Raw genomic sequence first — 20,835 nt, 5'->3', positions numbered from 1 at the left:
AAAAGCAGCGGTATTAACCGCTGCTGGATGGCTTCCACAGTGCGAACAAACTTAAACGGCGTGTTTAACCTGTTCATCCAGCAGTTGTGGAAACATATCGGCAGATTCTGCAGAAAGTTTACGTCTTTTTACGGCACGTGATGGTGGCTGGCACAGGCTGCAGGTAAAGCTGCCAACCGGCTGATGTGCATGGTTAATAAAGCTGCCATTGCAGCATTTGCAGTCAGCCAGTTCCAGCATGCCACTTTCAACAAATCGGACCAGGGTCCAGGCGCGGGTCAGCGCCAACAGCGGGCCCTCGTCCGATTGCGGACACTGCTCAAGGTATAACCGGTAGGCTTTGATGACGGCATCGACGCCACTGCACAGGCCGGTTTTCAGCAAAAATTTCCAGGCGTTACAGAACATGGAAGCGTGGATATTCTGCTCCCAGGTCATGAACCAGTCCGTGGAGAACGGCAGCATGCCTTTTGGCGGCGGGCTGCCACGCAGTTCTTTATAGAGCTTGATCAGGCGACCCCGGCTCAGCTGGGTTTCGCTCTCTAACATCTGTAAGCGTGCACCTAACGAGATCAACTCCATTGCGAGCTGAATGTCACGCGCTTCCTGAACAATACTTTTCTCACTCATGACATTGCTCTCTTTTTAGCAGGCAGATCTTCTTTAGACGCATTACGCAGTAAACGGCTGGATAATAAAATGCCGGTATGAATCTGCTGTAAATCATCCACGCGGGATTCCTGCGTCAGGCGATTAATCGTGCTGCTGTCGGTAAAACGAAACTGGCAAACCAACTGATTGGTTTCCGCCATTTTTACCATTTCAGGCAATGTTAATTCTGATAATGCATTCGCCATTTTTTCGTCAATGCCGAGGCGAAACATTGCAGAAGCTTTATCCTGGTTAATTAAACGCTGCGCAAGCAGTAAATAAGACAAGTTGAGATCGTAAATATGTTTCAGTACTTCAGAGGTGCCCATTATTTTCCATCCTGAGAGATGCGACGTAACTGTATCGCAGAATATGATCTGCGGTTCGAGCTGCTGTTTGATAAATCAAAAGATGGCAAAAAAATTTCACATAAATTTGATGTCACTGTTTTTCGCCTTCTGTTTTTTGTGAGTTTCAGACCCACCGAAGGTCGAAAATCCATGCCATTTTATTTTCGAGTTCCGGACATCTTCCGTGACGCCTTCTTACTTTTTTTAGGACTATTCCGAAAACAACGCAAATCTATATCGTCTGATTTCGGGTTACAACGACAGCCAGGAGAAATTTTAGATAAAGTGTGATGCAGATCACACTTTTAAGGCAAATTTCTTCAGCAACCCTTTACCATTGCTTATCGAGTGGTCATTTTTTGAGCAAAAAAGAGCGATTTTAAGTCCAATTTGTCCTGAGAAAGGTTTAATAGGGGGTAAAAGCAGCGTTATTCGACGGTTTGCGCAGTCCGGAATGAATAATGGGTGTTAATCGTTTTAACACCCTATTTAGAACCATTTAAAGATGAGTAATCAGCATTTTATGCTGAAATACAGGCAGGGTATTTGCTGTGAAATTAGTTACTTAAGGGGAGCAACGCTGCGGGTATGTAAATAAATCGTCAGGGTATAACGGCTGTGAGAAGGCCTTCTGACAACCTGGCGTTAACAGTGACAAGGGGTCGCTAAGGAACCGGCACCTGATGTAACAAGGGTTTACATAAGAAAGCCGAATGAGTTGAGGGGTATGCATACGATGGCACTATGAGTATCGGCACGCGGGGCTAAAACTTGAGTTAAAAAGGTAAAGAAAGTGGATAAGCCCCACAGACCGGGATTTCTGCGTGGGCTGCATTTATCGGGCCAGCCTCACGCCCTGATCGGCCTGCCAGACGAAATGCGCCGAAAACGGCGTAGCAGATAAGGTGTGGTGCCTGCAGAAAGGTTTGAAAAGCGGTGGGACGAAAAACAGCAGCGATATCGCAGGGATATCGCCGCCGTTGTTAACGAGGTCAGGCGAGTTTCGGGAAGGTCGCGACCTTATTATCGGTGCCGTGGTCAGCGCTGCGCGGGGAAATGGCTTCCAGGTCTTTCAGGAAGTTTTCACGCCAGGCGGTAATATCGTTCTTACGCAATACCGCCATCATGTCGTTGTAGCGCGAGATCCTTTCCGTCCGCGGCATGGTAATCGCTTTATCCAGTGCCGCCGCCACTTCATCGCGGTCATAAGGGTTCACGATCAACGCTGAGGTCAGCTCGTTGGCGGCCCCGGCAAAGCGGGAGAGCACCAGAACGCCGGGATCGTCCGGGTCCTGAGCGGCGACATACTCTTTAGCGACCAGGTTCATCCCGTCACGCAGCGGCGTGACCAGGCCGACGTCAGTCAGGCGGAAGATTTTCATCAGCAGGCGACGGTCAAAATGCTGGTTAAGGTAGTAAAGCGGGGTCCAGCCCAGCGTGCCGTACTTACCGTTGATACGCCCGGCTTCGGTCTCCAGCTGATGACGGATATCCTGATACGCCTGCACATCTCCGCGCGAAGTCGGTGCAATCTGCGAGTAGCGGATTTTGCCGCGGTGCTGCGGGAAGTTCTCCAGCAGCGCTTCGTAAGCCAGAAAACGCTCCGGCAGACCTTTTGAATAGTCGAGACGCTCACAGGCGATAATGTTGCGCGCATCGCCCAGCTCTTTTTTCATCGCCGCCATTTTAGGCGGCAGAGGTCCTTCGGCCATCTCTTTAATACTGTCCGGCTCAATCCCGATAGGGTAAACCTCAGTCATAAAGGTATTGCCAAAGGCGCGGTGCTTTTTATCGCCCTTATTCTGCAACTGCGTTAGCTGGCTGACGCTGTCGAGGAAGGCCACGCGGTCAGATTCGGTCTGGAAGCCGAGCAGATCATACTCGCACAGCATCTCCAGCAGCTCTTTATGCGGCGGCAGGGCATTGAATATTTCCGGGGTCGGGAACGGAATATGCAGGAAGAAACCAATGCGGTTATTAATGCCCGCGCGGCGCAGCGCGGCGGCAAACGGTAAAAAGTGATAATCGTGGATCCAGACAATATCATCAGGCTTAATCAGCGGTTTCAGACGCTGCGCAACCATATCGTTTACGTCACAATACCCTTCCCAGGCTTCACGCTGGAACTGCACCAAATCGAGACGATAATGGAAAGCGGGCCAGATGACGGTATTGGAGAACTGGCAATAGTAGAGATCATATTCGTTCTGGTTAAGCGGGAAGGAGGCATACTCAATGCCCTCATGTTCCTGAACGCTGACCTGCTCCTCTTCTTCACCAGAAAACTCGCTGATTTCACCGTTCCAGCCAAACCACAATCCACCCGTGCTTTTCAGGGCATCAAGGATGCCGACGGCCAAACCGCCTGCGCTGGTTTTAGACCCATCTGGCATGGCGACACGGTTAGATACAACCACTAAACGACTCATAACCTAAACTCCTTACCGACGTTGTCTTGCTCTAATAGTAATAATGTTTTTTCCAGCCAGCCGTAAACCGCATCGACATCAGTAAGCCGATAATGGGCCTGGCTGGAACCTTCACCGACCTTAATCGAGATGCCGTGCTGCGCGTTAACCGCCACAAAGCCCTTCTCGTCGGTCAAATCGTCACCGATAAAAACGGGGGTACGTCCGGCAAACGGGGCCTGCTGCATAAGGTCGCTGATCGCAGCGCCCTTATCGATGCCTGCCGGTTTAATTTCAACGACACATTTCCCCGGCTGCAGTGCCAGTCCGGGAAAACGCTTCACGGACTGTTCGGCCAGTCGCATCACATCCTGCTCATGCTGCATCGCCTGGCGATAGTGGAGCGCAAAGGCCATGCCTTTTACCTCCAGCTGCGTACCTGGCCAGCCTGCCATGGCATCCTGCAGTTCCTGTCGGAGCGCCTGCTCGACCTCGGCAGGCAGGCTGATGCGATGCAGCTCACCCTGCGCATTGCGGCGCTCTGCACCATGGACGCCCGCAGCGGGTCCGTGCCAGGGCGCGGCCAGCGCATCAAGCTGTGCAATGGGTCTGCCGGAAACCAGCGCGAGGGCACCCTGACAATGGTCAGAAAGCTGTTGCAGTTGTGCGATAACCTGCTGAGGAATGAATACCGCTTCGGGACGGGACTGTATCGCTGCCAGCGTGCCGTCGACATCAAAAAAGAAGGCGTACTGTCCGCTGCGTAATGCCGGATACGTGGGATGTGTCTCTTCCACCTGGGTCACGTCACTTCTCCTGAAAATCAGATTTAATAAAACATTGAGTTGAAACAAGAATGTCCTGACGCAGTCAGGTCAGCAAGCGGGAAATTCTGATAAAGCGGTGATTGAGGGGTAAAGCTGGGTGAATAGATAGGTCACTCTCCTCAAACGTGCAAACGCGTTGCTGACAATACTGACTCACTGAGAACATCTTCAGATTAAGTGTAGTCATTAATAGGGGTAATGCCAGAAAGATGCACTTTTCATGCCAGCCGCTGCGGTTAAGTAAGCAGAAAAGTAGCCCAGACAGGGGGCGTGCTGTTTCCCCCGCTGCCCCGCCGGGCCAGTGCTGACCGGAGCTGCGGCCGTTTCGCTTCGGGGATCCGGCGGCCTGAAACGAAGCTTAAGCTTCTTAAGGTATTCCTAATATTGAAAGCGCACTCTCAGCACACTTTCCTTTCCTCGGGTGCCTGCACACATGGCGTTTACACTGAAGAGGCCGCTGATTAGCCGCCTGACTCTGCTCCTCCTGGCGGCGATCTATATCGCGGTTTTCCTTAATCTGGTCTATTACCGTCAGGTGCTGGCGGTGATGCCGCTGACGAGCCTGCATACCACGCTGGTGTTTTTATCCATGCCGCTGGTCGCCTTCAGCGTCATCAATATCGTGCTTACGCTGGCCTCATTTTTCTGGCTGGATCGCCTGCTGGCGGCGCTCTTTATTCTGCTCTCCGCGTCGGCGCAGTATTTTATCCATACCTACAACATCGTGATCGATCGCTCGATGATCACTAACATGATGGATACCACCGCCTCCGAGTCTTTTGCCCTGCTGACACCGCAGCTGCTCCTCACCCTGCTCACCTCAGGCGTGCTGATGGCGCTGATGATGTTCTGGCCGCGGATAAAACGGCAGCAGTGGCGCGGGGTGCTGGCACGCCTGCTCAGCATTGTCCTATCAGCGATGCTGATCGCGCTGATCGCCCTGCTCTTCTATAAGGATTACGCCTCGCTGTTCCGCAACAACCGCGAGCTGGTCAAAGCGCTGAGCCCCTCTAACAGCATCGCCGCCACGCTCTCCTGGTATAAGCATCATGAGTTGCAGAATGTGCCGCTGGTGCGGATCGGTGAAGATGCCCATCTGGACGCCAGCCACAGCCGGGGCAAACCGAACCTGACGATTGTGGTGCTGGGTGAAACCTCACGCGCGCAGAATTTCTCGCTGGGCGGATATGACCGGCTGACCAACCCCCTGCTGGCGAAAGATGATGTGATTTACTTCCCGCATACCACCTCATGCGGAACGGCCACGGCGGTCTCCGTGCCCTGCATGTTTTCCAACATGCCGCGTGCCCACTATGATGATGTGCTGGCGGCCCATGAAGAGGGGGTGCTGGATGTCATTCAGCGCGCCGGGGTCAGCGTGTTGTGGAATGAGAATGACGGTGGCTGCAAGGGAGCCTGCGATCGGGTGCCGCATCAGGATATGACCAGCCTGAACCTGCCGGGCATGTGTATTGAGGGCGAATGTTATGATGACGTGCTGTTCCACGGCCTGGATGAGTACATCAGCCAGTTAAAGGGCAACGCGATTATCGTTCTGCACACCATAGGCAGTCATGGCCCGACCTACAGCCATCGCTACCCGCCACAGTTCCGTCAGTTTGAGCCGACCTGTGACACGAATCAGATTCAGGACTGTTCACAGCAGCAGTTGATCAACACCTACGACAATACGCTGCTCAATGTGGATCACATCGTGGATAAGGCGATTGGCGTGCTGCGTGCGCATCAGGATCGCTTTACCACCAGCCTGGTCTATCTCTCTGACCACGGCGAGTCGCTGGGGGAAAATGGGGCTTACCTGCATGGACTGCCCTATGCGATAGCGCCCGATACGCAAAAGCATGTGCCGCTGCTGATCTGGCTCTCCCCGGATTATCAGCAGCGTTATGCGGTTAACCGCACCTGCCTGAATAAACTGGCGGCGACAGACGATTTCTCACAGGATAATCTGTTCTCAACGCTGCTGGGATTAACCGGCACCGCAACCCACGAATATGTGCCTGCGGATGATATTTTGACGTCGTGTCGGAGCCAACACGAATGAAGATACTGATAGTGGAAGATGACGCCCTGCTGCTGCAGGGTCTGATACTGGCGCTGGAAGGTGAAGGTTATGTCTGCGATGGCGTCACCAGCGTACGGGATGCGGAAGCGCATTATGCCAGCGGCCTCTACAGTCTGGTGGTGCTGGATCTCGGCCTGCCGGACGAGGATGGACTGCACTTCCTGATCCGTCTGCGGCGGCAGAAGAAGATGACCCCGGTCCTGATCCTCACCGCCCGCGACACCATCAGCGAACGCATTGCCGGACTGGACGCGGGTGCCGATGATTATCTGATCAAACCGTTCTCGCTGGATGAGCTGCTGGCGCGCATCCGTGCGCTGATCCGCCGCCACGTCAATCAGGGCGACAGTCAGGTCAGAGTGGGCGCGCTGGCGCTGGATATGACCCACCGTCAGATCACGCTCAGCGATGTGCTGCTGGATCTCACCCCGAAAGAGTTTGCGATCCTGTCACGGCTGATGCTCAAGGCCGGCAATCCGGTTCACCGCGAAATTCTCTACCAGGACATCTATAACTGGGAGACCGAGCCGTCGACCAATACGCTGGAAGTTCATATTCATAATCTGCGCGACAAAATAGGCAAAAGCGCCATCCGCACCGTACGCGGATTTGGTTATGCGCTGGTCACGCAGGAGACCCCGCGCGAGGCAACATGACAGGACGATTCGATCACCGCAGTATGCGCTTTCGCCTGATCCTGACCATCGGCCTGATCCTGCTGGTCTTTCAGGTAATCAGCGTGGTCTGGCTCTGGCATGAGAGTAAAGAGCAGATTCAGTTTCTGGTGGAAGCGCAGCTGCAGAAGCGCAACATGGACAGCCACGTCAAGCGCGAGGTCCATGAAGCGGTCGCCAGCCTGGCGGTGCCGAGCCTGGTGATGATTACGCTGACGCTGCTGCTCTGCTACCAGGCGGTGAAATGGATCACCCGGCCGCTCTACCAGCTACAGCGTGAGCTGGAAAGTCGGGGTGAAGATAATCTCCATCCCATCACCTGCCACAGTCAGGTTCATGAAATCGAGGCGGTCACCCTGGCGATCAATCAGCTGGTGGCGCGCCTTAACACCAGCCTGGAGCGTGAACGTCTGTTCACCGCCGATGTGGCGCATGAGCTGCGCACGCCGCTGGCCGGCTTACGGCTGCATCTGGAGTTAATCGAGCGCAACAGCGATGTGAAAGTGCAGCCGCTGGTGCAGCGACTGGATCAGATGACGCACAGCGTCTCGCAGCTTTTAAGTCTGGCACGCGCCGGCCAGTCCTTTACCTCCGGCACCTACCAGAACGTGGGACTGATTGCAGATGTGATCCTGCCGATGGAGGCGGAGCTGAGTATCATGCTGGAGGCGCATCAGCAGACGCTGCTGCTCGATCTGCCGGAGGAGCAATTTGTGCGCGGGGATGCGACGCTGCTGAAGATGCTGCTGCGCAACCTGGTCGAGAATGCCCATCGCTACAGCCCGGACAGCAGTACGATCACTGTCCAGCTACTCGCGTCTCCGCAACCGATGCTGGTGGTGGAAGATCAGGGGCCGGGCATTGATGAGAGTAAAAGTGGTGAGCTGAGTAAAGCGTTTATCCGCATGGACAGCCGCTACGGCGGCATCGGACTTGGGCTGAGCATTGTCAGCCGTATCGTCCAGTTACACCGGTTTCAGTTTTTTCTGGAGAACCGCCGGGACAGAAGCGGTTGCCGGGCCGTGGTCAGATGTTAGGCGCTGAACCAGGCACTGAGGAACAGAATAAGGGTCGCTGCGGTAATCAACAGGGCAGCATATTCACTCAGCGGACGCGGAGCCGCAACGGGCAGGGAAGCAGACACAGTTTTCATAGTAACCTCCTCAACAGGAGCCGCCAGTATCGCGACTGCAGATTAAGGAAACATTAAGATCGCGGCGCGGGCGAAAAAATATCCGCGCTGCCCGCCCTCGCCCCTCTGCCTTGCCCCCTGCTGCATGCGCTGCGTGCTCTACACTTAATGATGACATTCCGTCAAAGGAGTTAAGCCATGAGCCAACGCATGCACAAATATGCCTTTCCGGTCAGTAAAGCCCGTAAATATCTCGAACCGGGTCCGGTGCTGCTGCTCAGTTCGCAGTACAACAATGAGCAGGACATCATGACGCTCGGCTGGCATACGGTGCTGGAGTTCTCGCCCTCTCTGGTGGGCTGCATGATTGCCGGTATGAATCACAGCCACGCGCTGATTCGCAACAGTGGCCAGTGCGTCCTCAATATCCCGGCCGCTTCACTGATTGATGAGGTGGTGGCGGTCGGCAACAGCCACGGCGACCAGCTGGATAAGTTCGCCGCGTTCGGCCTGACGCCGGAGCCGGGTCAGGTGGTCAGCGCCCCCATGATTGCCGAATGTTTTGCCAGCTTTGAGTGCCAGCTCTATGACGACTCGATGGTGGCTAACTACAACCTGTTTATTTTTGAGATCGTTAAGGCACATGTGGCCGAACAGCCCGAATACCCGGCGACCCTGCATTACACTGGCGAAGGCCGCTTCAGCGTGATGAGCGATAAAATGCTGGATAAGAGCGGAGATTTTAAACCGGAGATGCTGATCTAGTTGAAAGCCCTCCGCAGCGCCCCCATTCACCTCTTTCGACCTGACAGGAGTAAAATATTATGGCAATCGAATACGCAGTTATCGCGGGTGGCTGTTTCTGGTGTACCGAAGCGGTCTTTAAGGATGTGATCGGCGTAGAGTCGGTTGAAAGCGGCTATACCGGCGGCGCGCGCCCGAATCCTACCTATGAGCAGGTCTGCAGCGGCGCGACCGGCCACGCGGAAGCGATCCGCATTGGGTTTGACCCGGAGCAGGTGAGTTTTGGCGACCTGCTGGATATCAGCTTCGTGACGCACGATCCAACCCAGCTTAACCGCCAGGGTAACGATATCGGCACTCAGTATCGCTCTGCCATTTTCCCGGCCAATGCCGAACAGGAAGCGGAAGCGCGTGCCGCCATTGAACGAGCTCAGGCCGACCATGATGTGCCGGTGGTGACGACCATCGAGCCGCTGAAGGAGTGGTATCCTGCTGAAGCCTATCATCAGGATTACTGGGAAGGCGCGGGTCAGCGCAACGGCTACTGTATGGCGGTCATCCCGCCGAAGCTGCAGAAGCTGCGCAAAAGCTTCGCTAACCGGGTGAAGAGCTGATTTCAGCCTTCCACGGGACGGCATCCGGTTTGAGACGCTATTCAGGATGTCGTCCTGCCCGCTGCCCTGCTCTGTCTCACTGAGCAGACAGGACGGGAAATCAGGCGGAGAAATGGCCAGTTTCAGGCCGGAATAAATCAATTCGTTCAGAGCTTAAGCGAATAGATCAAAAGAAAAAAATAGTGCTTGACCGTTTTCAGCCGACTCCCTATAGTACCGCCCCGTTGACCCAGCGCGGTCAGCGAAACAAATGTGGTGAGGTGTCCGAGTGGCTGAAGGAGCACGCCTGGAAAGTGTGTATACGGCAACGTATCGGGGGTTCGAATCCCCCTCTCACCGCCACATTCCGAAGAAAAGCCTGAACGAAAGTTCAGGCTTTTTTTTGCATATTGCACGGAGAGGGGGTGAGAAGCCCCGCGGGGTTCGACAGCGGGCGCAGCCTGCCCTCCACAATAAGAAAACCCGGCCGGAGCCGGGTTTGGGCGCTACACTTCTACTCAATCGAACACTAGCTGTACGCGTGCAGGGTGCGCTGACACAGCGCTGAACGCACACAATCCTCTTTGCCGAAGCGCACAATGCCAACCATCTCGTCCTCTTCAAACCGCGCCAGCGCGTCTGCGAGACCAGAAGGCACCCCAGCGGGCAAGTCGCACTGGGTAATATCGCCGTTAACAATGACCGTGACGTTTTCGCCCAGTCGGGTCAGGAACATTTTCATCTGCGCGGCGGTCACGTTCTGCGCCTCGTCCAGAATCACCACAGCATTTTCAAAAGTGCGGCCTCGCATATAGGCGAAAGGCGCAATCTCAACTTTGGCAATTTCCGGACGCAGACAATATTGCATAAAGGATGCGCCAAGACGTTTAACCAGAATGTCATAAACCGGACGGAAATAAGGGGCGAATTTCTCAGAAATATCGCCGGGCAGGAATCCCAAATCCTCATCTGCCTGCAGTACCGGGCGCGTAACGATAATCCTGTCGATATCCTTATGAATCAGGGCCTCAGCCGCTTTTGCGGCGCTGATCCAGGTTTTACCGCATCCGGCTTCACCGGTTGCGAAGATCAGCTGCTTCGTCTCTATGGCATTAAGATAGTGCGCCTGAGCCTCATTCCGGGCTTCAATCGGTAGCCGGTCGCGCGCATCGCGTGCCATGCCAATCGAATCCAGTCCGCCCATATGCACCAGCGAAGTGACCGACTCTTCTTCGCGCTGACGATGACTCCGTGAGTCATTGCGAAGCACTCTTCTCGCTTCACGACGCGCTTTGATCACTGCTTTCTGTCTTCCCATAGTGGCACCTTTCAGTTGGTTTCATTTCCCGTGTCAGGCCGGTGGCCCGTTACGATTACGTGAACGCTTTAGAGGTTTCAGTTGGCTTCCTTTTAAGCCATGACAGGACAGGATAGTGGGTATACAGCAGCGCAGAAGCGTGGCTGAACACCGGATAAAAAAGGAAACGGTAAGACAAAAGAGTTGGTTGAAGGAAGGAAGAAATAACGAGGCAGAATGGCCCTCGCGGTCAGGCGCAATCTATTTACTGACAATGACTTTCCATAAAAGACTCGACCCATGCGCGAACTCCAGTGTGATACATCGACACGTCCGATTACGCCTGTTTAATAAAGTGCATCATTTTGCTGAACCTTTGCAACAGTAATTTTAACTGCTGGCAAAGGAATTGCTATTCGCGGGTAAGCCTTTATTTTACCATTTCACTTAAAAAACATTAATTTCAGTCACTTATATTATTTTAATTCGGCGAAGCTCCGGCTGATTCTCAGTTAAAACTCAGTTAGTCAGATTACGGGAAAGAAAAGCCGGACGGCCAGAAATCGGGCCGCCCGCAGTGGTTGAAATTTAATCAGGCTTCCAGCAGGGATTGGGCTAAATAATGGCTGGCGTCCGGGACACCCGGCAACGCAAAGAAATAACCGCCGCCAAAGGGACGAATATATTCTTCCAGCGCCTCGCCGTTCAGTCGCCCCTGCACCGTCAGAAATCCGCGCTCCAGATCGTGCTGATAGCAGACAAACAGCAGGCCCATCTCCAGCTGCCCTGACGCCGAGTTCCCGGCGGAGTAACTGTAGCCGCGGCGCAACATCAGACTGCTGGCCGTCTCTGGCGTGCGGGGGTTAGCAAGGCGAATATGCGCATCCAGCGCAATCACCTGCCCGTCCGGATCGCGGGCATAGTCAGGAACATCATGCTCATGCTGCATCCCCAGCGGAGCTCCACTCAGCTTATCGCGACCAAAGATGGTCTGCTGCTCGCCCAGCGGGGTGCGATCCCACATCTCCACGTGAAAGCGAATCAGACGCACCGCCTGATAGCTGCCATGACGTGCCCAGACCGGTTCATCCTGATCCGCCGTCACCCACAGCAGCTGATTCATCAGGGCAGCGTCGTGCGTATCCGGATTCGCGGTGCCATCCTTAAAGCCCAGCAGGTTAATCGGCGTCTCCTGCCCCTGACTGCGTGCTGCGTGGTCAGAGATAAAGCCTTCCCGTCGCCAGCGAACCCCAAGCAGGTCGGGGGTGTGCTTGATGATATCGCGCAGGGCATGGATCACCGTATCCTGGGTGTTGGCGCAGATCTGCAGCAGCAGATCGCCATGACACTGAGCAGCATCCAGCGAATCGTTAGGGAAGCGCGTCATCGGCTGCAGTTTTTTCGGCTTATGCGGGGCCAGACCAAAACGCTCATCGAACAGGCTGCTGCCGACCGACACGGTGATGGTGAGATTATCCGGCGCGATCGTCGGGCCGAGAATGCCCGAATCCATTGGCGGCAGCTGCGGGTTGGTGACGACCGGTGCCGGCCCGCCCGCGGTAAGAAAGGCGATGCGCTGGGTCAGCAGCCGGAAGAGCCGCACCAGATCGGCTTTATCACTGCTGAGCAGGTCAAACGCCACCAGCATCATCGATGCCTGTTGTGGCGTGATAATCCCCGCCTGATGCTGACCATAAAACGGCTGCTTTTGCTGCCGCGCCTGAGGCGTTACCGTACCCGGCGAAAACGTGTCAGCGGCGGCGGCATGAAACGGGCAACCGCCGGAGAAGGCAGCGGCGCCCCCCAGCAGGCCCAGCCCTTTTAATAAACGACGACGCGCAGGCTGCTGCGCGTCCTCTGGCTTACGACTCATGATTAATCCAGACCCAGCGTGCCACGAAGTAAGGAAAGATCTTCCGCCAGGGCGGTGACCGGCCCTTTCAGCGCATTGCGGTCAGCCGTGCTCAGTTTCTCGTACGATTCGAAACCGGTCTTCGTGCGGTATTTGCTCAGGATCGCATCCACTTTTTTGAAGTTGGCATCGACCTTCGCCAGCAGCTGCGGATTGGCTTTGCTGACCAGCGGGCGCAGCAGATCAACGATCTTCTGTGCTCCATCAATATTCGCCTGGAAGTCCCACAGATCGGTACGGCTGTAGCGATCTTCTTCGCCGGAGATCTTGCTGGAGGCAACCTCTTCAATCAGACCGGCCGCGCCGCCCACCACTTTGGCCGGCGGGAAGGCCAGTTCACTGATGCGCACCTGCAAATCTTTCACATCTTTGTTGAGCTGGTCGGCATAGCCCGTCATCCCTTTAGTGCTGTTCTCCGCAAACAGCGCTTTCTCCAGACGGTGGAAGCCGGTGAACTTAGGATCCTCCGCTTTCTTTTCATAGTCATCTTCACGGGCATCAATGCTGCCATCGAGATCGGAGAAGAGTTCAGCAATCGGCTCAATGCGCTCGTAATACTGGCGGGTCGGGGCAAACAGCGCTTTGGCTTTTTCGACCTCCCCGGCTTTGACCGCATCGGTGAAGGCCTGCGTCTGGCTCACCAGCTGATTCACCTGCTCCGTCACCCAGGCTTTGTATTGCGTGATCGGGCCTTCCAGCTGCATCCGCGCGGAGGTTGCGCCGGGCGTCGCGCTCTCCCCCGCCTGCACAATCAGTTTGCCCTTGGGATTGCTCAGCAGACCACAGGTCATCTCATATTCCCCGGCCTCCAGATTAGCGGTCAGCTTCTGGCTGAAGCCCGGCGCAATGTTTTCACGCTCTTCCACCACCAGCACACCTTTCAGGATCTCCCACTCCAGCGCTTTCTGGCTGTTATTTTTAATCAGAAACTGAGTTTTACCGGCCTTCACCGTTAAGCTCATCGGCTCACACTGCCTGTCGTTGACGCTTACGGTAACCTGAGGAACGGCTGCCGCCGCAGAAGCAGAAATCGCCAGCAGAGGAAGCAGCAGTGCCTTGCGGCGGAAACGCATTGTCATCTCTTTTTCCCTATCACGTTGCGGGCGTAAGATGCGCCCGTTAAAGGTCGTATTACACAGTGGCCGACGCAGCAGGACGCGCAGGCATAAAAAACAGAATCAGGGCCGGGATCAGGTAGACGAAATAAAGGGTCACTTCACTGACGCTGGGGGCCTCCTGATAACCCAGCACGCCTTCCAGCAGGGTGCCAAACAGCGAATGGGTCGATAAGGTATTGCTGAGATCGAAGGCCACATCCTGATAGTGATTCCACAGACCCGCCTCGTGGAAGGCGCGAATCGCCCCTGCGGCCAGACCGGCCGCCACAAACAGAATAAAGACGCTGGTCCAGCGGAAGAAGTGCGCCATGTTCAGGCGGATACCGCCCCAGTAGAGCAGCATGCCCAGCACCACCGCTGTCGCCAGCCCCAGCACCGCGCCAATCGGCGGCGCATACCCGACATCCTGCGTAAAAGCGGCCAGCAGGAAGAAGACCGACTCCAGGCCTTCCCGTGCCACGGCAAGAAAGACCATCAGCACCAGCGCCAGACCGCCCCGGCCCGAACGTTGCAGCGCCTGGTCGACCGCCTGCTCCAGCTCAACTTTGATATTGCGCGCCACTCTGCGCATCCAGAACACCATGGAGGTGAGGATCACGACGGCGATCAGCGCCACAATGCCTTCAAACAGCTCCTGCTCTTTTTGCGGGAACTCGCCGGTGGTGGCATTGATAAACAGACCCAGCCCCAGGCAGAGTGCCGCGGCGACAAAGACGCCTGCCCACATGGCCGGAAACCACTGGGTGCGCTGGGTGCGTTTGAGGTAGCTGGCGATCAGGCTGACAATCAGCGCGGCTTCAAGTCCTTCGCGCAGCATGATGAGAAAGGGAACGAACATTGCCAGCCTCTTGAATGTTAAGCAGCGTCAATTAACGGTAAATTCAGGTAAAGTGTAAACGATACCGATTATCATTATCGCTGCGAAAAAAACAAGTTGCCGATGGAGATAATTGCATTTCTGAGGCTTTTATCTTTGTAACAAAAAGGCCCGCCCCCTGCGGGACGGGCCTTCACTCATGACGCTCTGCTTATTTGGTCTGGAACTCCGCCTCAGCGGCAGCAAAGCGCTGCTGCGCTTCGGCTGAAGGTTCACGTCCCATCAGGCTGAAGAGCACAATCGCGATGCTGGCGAAGATGAAGCCTGGGATAATTTCATACAGACCCAGCCAGCCATACTGCTTCCACACCAGCACGGTCAGCGCACCGACAATCATACCGGCCAGCGCGCCGTTGCGGTTCATGCGCTTCCAGCAGACGCCAAACAGCACGACCGGTCCAAAGGCCGCCCCGAAGCCTGCCCAGGCGTAGCTGACAAGACCCAGTACGCGGTTTTCCGGGTTAGACGCCAGTGCAATCGCGATCAGCGCCACCAGCAGCACCATCAGACGCCCTACCCACACCAGCTCCTGCTGGCTGGCGTTTTTACGCAGGAAGCCTTTGTAGAGATCTTCAGTCAGGGCGCTGGAGCAGACCAGCAGCTGACAGCTCAGGGTTGACATCACCGCCGCCAGAATCGCTGACAGCAGAATACCGGCAATCCATGGGTTAAACAGGATGCGTGCCAGTTCGATAAAGACGCGCTCTGCGTTGTCGTTGACGCCGGTCGCCAGCGTCGGGTTGTTCTGGAAGTAGGCGATTCCAAAGAAGCCAACAGCGACCGCTCCCGCCAGACAGAACACCATCCACGCCATGCCGATGCGGCGTGCGGTGCGGATTGAGCGATGCGAATCCGCCGCCATAAAGCGCGCCAGAATATGCGGCTGACCGAAGTAGCCCAGGCCCCAGCCGAGCAGCGAGATCACCGCAACGAAGTTCAGCCCTTTCAGCATGTCGAGATTTTCCAGGCTTTTCGCCTCAATCACCGCCAGCGATTCAGACCAGCCGCCCACCGCGATAATCACAAACACCGGCGTCAGGATCAGAGCGAAAATCATCAGGCTGGCCTGAACGGTATCCGTCCAGCTCACCGCCAGAAATCCTCCCACCAGCGTGTAGAGGATGGTGGCTGCCGCCCCCGCCCACAGTGCGGTCTCATAGCTCATGCCAAAGGTGCTTTCAAACAGACGCGCACCGGCCACCACGCCAGAGGCGCAGTAGATGGTGAAGAACACCAGAATTACAATGGCCGAAATCACGCGCAGAATTTTGCTGTGATCTTCAAAGCGGCTGGTAAAGAAGTCTGGCAGCGTCAGCGCATTGTTGTGGTGTTCGGTCTGAACACGCAGGCGGCCGGCGACGATTTTCCAGTTCAGCCAGGCACCGATGGTCAGACCGATCGCAATCCAGCTCTCAGAGATCCCTGAGATGAAGATCGCCCCCGGCAATCCCATCAGCAGCCAGCCACTCATATCTGAGGCACCCGCAGAGAGTGCGGTGACCACACTACCCAGACTGCGGCCACCCAGGATGTAGTCATCAAAGTTTTTGGTCGAACGGTAGGCCACAAAACCGATTAACACCATCCCAAGTATATAAACCACAAAGGTCACCAGCATTGGTGTACTTACACTCATCTGTCTCTCCACTTATTTTTTGATATCCCAGAGAAATCGCCAGCTACCCGCCTGCCGGAACGGGGCAGGACGGGCCGATTGTTTTCGTCAGGGCGTCAGTCATTTCCCAGCGGCGCGGTATCCTGCCGGAAAGGCGTGGCGCGCACAATGGATTTAACACAGGCGTTACAGTGATTTCACTAACCGGTTGTGAAAAAGTGTCCAGAGGTTGCACTCGCTCACAGTTATCCGGTTGCACCACCGTGTAACCTGCCGGAAACCCGCATTTTATCGGGTCTGCCAACCTGGCGAGGATCTTGCAGCAATATCCGTGCCGAATTGTCAGATTTAACAATTGGCGATGTCACAGGGGTGTTAACTGGCTCACATTTAACACGGTTGCACAAAGTTGCAACTTAAGTGATAGTGCAGCCCACGCCGTATCGAACCACTATTAAGGAGCCTGGAAGTCATGGGTACAACCACCATGGGTGTAAAACTGGATGACGCGACACGTGAGCGCATCAAACTGGCTGCGCAGCGCATCGACCGCACGCCACACTGGCTGATCAAACAGGCGATTTTTAACTACCTGGGCCAGCTGGAAACCGGGGATGCCGTGCCGGAGATCCCTCTCACTGCACAGGCCGCCGCCGAGTCTGACGACATCCAGCCAGAGGAGCTGCATCAGCCGTTCCTTGACTTCGCAGAGCAGATTTTACCGCAGTCCGTGACCCGTTCCGCCGTGACCGCCGCCTGGCGTCGTCCGGAGACGGATGCGGTGCCGATGCTGCTGGAGCAGGCGCGCCTGCCAGCGCCGCTGGCAGAGAAAACCCATCAGCTCGCTTATCAGCTTGCCGACAAGCTGCGGCACCAAAAAGGTGCAACCGGACGCGCCGGTATGGTGCAAAGCCTGCTGCAGGAGTTCTCATTATCGTCTCACGAGGGCGTGGCGCTGATGTGCCTCGCCGAAGCGCTGCTGCGTATTCCCGATAAGCCAACACGCGATGCGCTGATCCGCGACAAAATCAGTAACGGGAACTGGCAGTCACACCTGGGACGCAGCCCGTCCCTGTTTGTCAACGCGGCGACCTGGGGTCTGCTGTTTACCGGCCGCCTGGTCTCAACCCATAACGAAGCAAATCTGTCACGCTCTCTGAACCGCATTATCGGTAAGAGCGGTGAGCCGCTGATCCGCAAAGGTGTGGATATGGCGATGCGACTGATGGGCGAGCAGTTCGTGACCGGCGAAACCATTGCCGAAGCCCTGGCAAACGCCCGCAAGCTGGAAGAGAAAGGCTTCCGCTACTCCTATGACATGCTGGGCGAAGCGGCACTGACCGCAGGCGATGCCAAAGCCTACCTGCTCTCCTATCAGCAGGCGATCCACGCGATTGGTAAAGCTTCCAATGGCCGGGGCATCTATGAAGGCCCGGGCATCTCCATCAAACTGTCAGCCCTTCATCCCCGTTACAGCCGCGCGCAGTATGAGCGGGTGATGGAAGAGCTCTACCCGCTGCTGAAATCGCTGACGCTGCTGGCGCGCTCCTATGACATCGGCATCAACATCGACGCCGAAGAAGCTGACCGGCTGGAACTGTCACTGGATATGCTGGAGAAACTCTGTTTCGAGCCGGAGCTGGAAGGCTGGAACGGGATCGGCTTCGTCATCCAGGCTTATATGAAACGCTGCCCGTTTGTCATCGATGAGCTGATCGATCTGGCCCAGCGCAGTCGCCGCCGCCTGATGATCCGTCTGGTGAAAGGCGCTTACTGGGATAGCGAAATCAAACGTGCGCAGATGGAAGGTCTGGAAGGCTATCCGGTTTACACCCGCAAGGTCTACACCGATATCTCCTATCTGGCCTGCGCCCGCAAGCTGCTCTCCGTGCCAAACCTGATCTATCCGCAGTTCGCCACGCACAATGCCCATACCCTGGCCGCTATCTATCAGCTGGCGGGCAACAACTACTATCCGGGACAGTATGAGTTCCAGTGTCTGCACGGCATGGGTGAACCGCTCTATGAGCAGGTGGTCGGCAAAGTGGCGGACGGGAAGCTGAATCGCCCCTGCCGCATCTATGCGCCGGTGGGGACGCATGAAACCCTGCTGGCTTATCTGGTGCGCCGTCTGCTGGAGAACGGAGCCAACACCTCCTTTGTTAACCGCATCGCGGATACCTCGCTGCCGATTGACGAGCTGGTTGCCGATCCGGTGCTCGCCGTTGAGAAACTCGGGGCAAGCGAAGGCGCGATCGGCCTGCCGCATCCGAAGATCCCGCTGCCGCGTGACCTCTATGGCGAGAACCGCGTCAACTCTGCGGGTCTGGATATGGCCAACGAACACCGCCTCGCCTCACTCTCCAGCGCCCTGCTGAGCAGCGCCGCCCACCCTTACCTGGCCGAACCGATGATCGATGGCGAAGCGGGCACCGGTGAGCTGCACGACGTGCTGAACCCGGCCGTGCCTGGCGATCGCGTGGGTCAGGTGCGTGAAGCGACAGAACAGGAAGTGTCTGTGGCGCTGGATGCCGCCGTGAACAGCGGGCCAATCTGGTTTGCCACCCCGCCGCAGGAGCGTGCCGCGATTCTGGAGCGCGCGGCGCAGATTATGGAAGGCCAGATGCAGAAGCTGATGGGCATTCTGGTGCGTGAAGCGGGCAAGACCTACAACAACGCCATCGCGGAAGTGCGCGAAGCGGTCGATTTCCTCTATTACTACGCCGGCATGGTGCGCGACGATTTCGACAATGAAACCCATCGCCCGCTGGGCCCGGTGGTCTGCATCAGTCCGTGGAACTTCCCGCTGGCGATCTTCACCGGTCAGATTGCGGCAGCACTGGCAGCAGGCAACAGCGTGCTGGCCAAACCTGCCGAACAGACGCCGCTGATTGCCGCGCAGGCGGTGCAGATCCTGCTGGATGCGGGCGTACCACCAGGCGTGCTGCAGCTGCTGCCAGGCCAGGGTGAAACCGTTGGCGCACAGCTGACCGGCGACAACCGGGTGCGCGGTGTGATGTTTACCGGCTCCACTGCCGTGGCAACCCTGCTGCAGCGTAATCTCGCCGGTCGTCTTGACCAGCACGGCCGCCCAGTGCCGCTGGTTGCGGAAACCGGCGGGATGAATGCGATGATCGTTGACTCCTCCGCGCTGACCGAGCAGGTGGTGGTTGATATCGTTGCCTCGGCGTTCGACAGCGCCGGACAGCGCTGCTCCGCCCTGCGTCTGCTCTGCATCCAGGAAGATGTCGCTGACCATACGCTGAAAATGTTGCGCGGTGCGATGGCAGAGTGCCGCATGGGTAACCCGGAGCGCTTCTCCACCGATATCGGCCCGGTCATTGACGCCGAAGCCAAAGCCAATATCGACCGCCATATTCAGGCGATGCGTAACAAGGGCTTCACGGTCTATCAGGCGGTGCAGGATAATCCGCAGGACAGCAAAGAGTGGAACAGCGGCACCTTTGTCAAACCCACGCTGATTGAGCTGGATCAGGTCAGCGACCTGGATAAAGAGATTTTCGGACCGGTGCTGCACGTGGTGCGCTTCACCCGCAACACGCTGCCGCAGCTGGTTGAGCAGATTAACGCTTCCGGTTACGGCCTGACGCTGGGTGTCCATACGCGTATCGATGAGACCATTGCGCAGGTCACGGCGAGCGCCCGGGTCGGTAACCTCTACGTTAACCGCAATATGGTGGGCGCCGTTGTTGGCGTGCAGCCGTTTGGGGGTGAAGGCTTATCCGGTACCGGTCCGAAAGCGGGCGGTCCGCTCTATCTCTACCGCCTGCTGGCACATCGTCCGGATGGCGCGCTGCGTCTGACCTTCGATCGCCAGGATGCGGAGCGCCCGGCTGACAGCACGCTGCGTCACGCTCTGCTGGCTCCGCATCAGGCACTCAGCAGCTGGGCCAAAGATAAACCGGCGCTGGCTGAACTCTGTGATCGCTACGACCAGCTGGCCCAGGCCGGTGTGGTACGGCTGCTGCCCGGCCCGACGGGTGAGCGCAATACCTTCTCGCTGTTGCCACGCGATCAGGTGCTCTGCCTGGCTGACAACGAGCAGGATGCGTTGATTCAGCTGGCGGCCGTGACCAGCGTCGGCAGTAAGGCGCTGTGGCAGGATGATGAGCTGCATCGCACCCTGCGAGCCTCGCTGCCGGACGCGGTGAAAGCGCGCATTACGCTGGCGCGAGACCCGCTGACGGCGGAGTTTGATGCGGTAATCTATCACGGCGACGCCGATCAGCTGCGCGCCCTGTGCGAACAGATTGCCGCGCGTGACGGCGCGATTGTGTCGGTGCAGGGCTTCGCCCGCGGCGAGACGAATCTGCTGCTGGAGCGTCTGTTGATTGAGCGCTCACTGAGTGTGAATACCGCGGCCGCAGGCGGTAACGCCAGCCTGATGACCATCGGGTAAGGGGGTGGGTTGCCGGCGAGGTCGCTGCGCGGGCGGGCGCTGAGATTGTTCGCTGCGTGAACGGGCTTTGAGCAGGTTTCGTTCGCCGGGAGTTTGTTCGATGCACGAACGGGCTTTGAGCAGGTTTCGTT

15 protein-coding genes and 1 tRNA gene are annotated in these 20,835 nt (G+C 56.6%); 7 read left to right on the top strand and 9 right to left on the bottom strand.

Going from position 1 to position 20,835, the window contains the following annotated elements; all coding sequences use genetic code 11:
• Positions 1–51: 51 nt before the first annotated feature.
• From flhC to otsB, 4 genes are all read right to left on the bottom strand, one after another.
• The gene (gene flhC / locus CKF42_RS05685; RefSeq protein WP_009089663.1) at positions 52–630 is read right to left on the bottom strand and encodes a flagellar transcriptional regulator FlhC; all 579 of its coding nucleotides are present in this window, start codon (positions 628–630) and stop codon (positions 52–54) included.
• Positions 627–980, bottom strand: a complete 354-nt coding sequence (flhD, locus tag CKF42_RS05680; protein ID WP_009089661.1) for a flagellar transcriptional regulator FlhD — start codon at positions 978–980, stop codon at positions 627–629. The genes flhC and flhD overlap by 4 nt, the downstream gene beginning before the upstream one ends.
• A gap of 1,013 nt (positions 981–1,993) precedes the next feature.
• On the bottom strand, positions 1,994–3,430 hold the full coding sequence (otsA, locus tag CKF42_RS05675; RefSeq protein ID WP_009089660.1) for an alpha,alpha-trehalose-phosphate synthase: 1,437 nt from the start codon (positions 3,428–3,430) through the stop codon (positions 1,994–1,996).
• Positions 3,427–4,215 (bottom strand): trehalose-phosphatase, encoded by a 789-nt coding sequence (gene otsB / locus CKF42_RS05670; RefSeq protein WP_111207739.1) that lies wholly within the window; start codon positions 4,213–4,215, stop codon positions 3,427–3,429. The genes otsA and otsB overlap by 4 nt, the downstream gene beginning before the upstream one ends.
• A gap of 454 nt (positions 4,216–4,669) precedes the next feature.
• On the opposite strand from otsB, the gene eptA reads away from it, so the two are divergent.
• From eptA to CKF42_RS05640, 6 genes are all read left to right on the top strand, one after another.
• A complete protein-coding gene (eptA, locus tag CKF42_RS05665; RefSeq protein ID WP_111207738.1) occupies positions 4,670–6,301 on the top strand; it encodes a phosphoethanolamine transferase EptA in 1,632 nt (543 codons plus the stop codon).
• Complete coding sequence (gene pmrA / locus CKF42_RS05660) at positions 6,298–6,978, top strand: two-component system response regulator PmrA (protein ID WP_046102013.1); 681 nt, start codon at positions 6,298–6,300, stop codon at positions 6,976–6,978. Before eptA ends, pmrA begins: the two co-directional genes overlap by 4 nt.
• A complete protein-coding gene (pmrB, locus tag CKF42_RS05655; protein WP_111207737.1) occupies positions 6,975–8,033 on the top strand; it encodes a two-component system sensor histidine kinase PmrB in 1,059 nt (352 codons plus the stop codon). Before pmrA ends, pmrB begins: the two co-directional genes overlap by 4 nt.
• Positions 8,034–8,326: 293 nt before the next feature.
• Positions 8,327–8,893: a flavin reductase family protein gene (locus CKF42_RS05650; protein ID WP_181161902.1), complete on the top strand. Its 567-nt coding sequence runs from the start codon at positions 8,327–8,329 to the stop codon at positions 8,891–8,893.
• Positions 8,894–8,952: 59 nt separating this feature from the next.
• Positions 8,953–9,486 carry a peptide-methionine (S)-S-oxide reductase MsrA gene (gene msrA, locus CKF42_RS05645; protein ID WP_111207736.1) on the top strand — a complete coding sequence of 178 codons (534 nt, stop codon included), beginning with the start codon at positions 8,953–8,955 and terminating at the stop codon, positions 9,484–9,486.
• A 254-nt stretch (positions 9,487–9,740) separates the two neighbouring features.
• Positions 9,741–9,828 (top strand) — tRNA-Ser (locus CKF42_RS05640).
• A gap of 166 nt (positions 9,829–9,994) precedes the next feature.
• On the opposite strand, the gene phoH is transcribed toward CKF42_RS05640, so the two are convergent.
• The 5 genes from phoH to putP all read right to left on the bottom strand — a co-directional run bounded on the left by phoH (position 9,995) and on the right by putP (position 16,305).
• Positions 9,995–10,783 carry a phosphate starvation-inducible protein PhoH gene (gene phoH / locus CKF42_RS05635; RefSeq protein WP_009089645.1) on the bottom strand — a complete coding sequence of 263 codons (789 nt, stop codon included), beginning with the start codon at positions 10,781–10,783 and terminating at the stop codon, positions 9,995–9,997.
• A 571-nt stretch (positions 10,784–11,354) separates the two neighbouring features.
• Positions 11,355–12,635, bottom strand: a complete 1,281-nt coding sequence (gene efeB, locus CKF42_RS05630) for an iron uptake transporter deferrochelatase/peroxidase subunit (RefSeq protein ID WP_111207735.1) — start codon at positions 12,633–12,635, stop codon at positions 11,355–11,357.
• Positions 12,636–12,637: 2 nt separating this feature from the next.
• Positions 12,638–13,753, bottom strand: a complete 1,116-nt coding sequence (efeO, locus tag CKF42_RS05625) for an iron uptake system protein EfeO (protein ID WP_111207734.1) — start codon at positions 13,751–13,753, stop codon at positions 12,638–12,640.
• Positions 13,754–13,805: 52 nt separating this feature from the next.
• Positions 13,806–14,630, bottom strand: a complete 825-nt coding sequence (gene efeU / locus CKF42_RS05620; RefSeq protein WP_058958334.1) for an iron uptake transporter permease EfeU — start codon at positions 14,628–14,630, stop codon at positions 13,806–13,808.
• A 190-nt stretch (positions 14,631–14,820) separates the two neighbouring features.
• Positions 14,821–16,305 carry a sodium/proline symporter PutP gene (gene putP, locus CKF42_RS05615; protein WP_111207733.1) on the bottom strand — a complete coding sequence of 495 codons (1,485 nt, stop codon included), beginning with the start codon at positions 16,303–16,305 and terminating at the stop codon, positions 14,821–14,823.
• Positions 16,306–16,756: 451 nt separating this feature from the next.
• Here putP and putA point away from each other — a divergent pair, with 451 nt between their 5' ends.
• Positions 16,757–20,704, top strand: coding sequence for a trifunctional transcriptional regulator/proline dehydrogenase/L-glutamate gamma-semialdehyde dehydrogenase (putA, locus tag CKF42_RS05610; RefSeq protein WP_046102063.1), 3,948 nt, complete (start codon positions 16,757–16,759; stop codon positions 20,702–20,704).
• Positions 20,705–20,835 lie beyond the last annotated feature (131 nt).

The sequence above is a fragment of the Pantoea sp. ARC270 genome (assembly GCF_003236725.1).
Taxonomy (GTDB): Bacteria; Pseudomonadota; Gammaproteobacteria; order Enterobacterales; family Enterobacteriaceae; genus Pantoea; species Pantoea anthophila.
The sequence above is the reverse complement of the archived record's forward strand: the minus strand, read 5'-3'. Positions and strand labels throughout refer to the sequence as shown.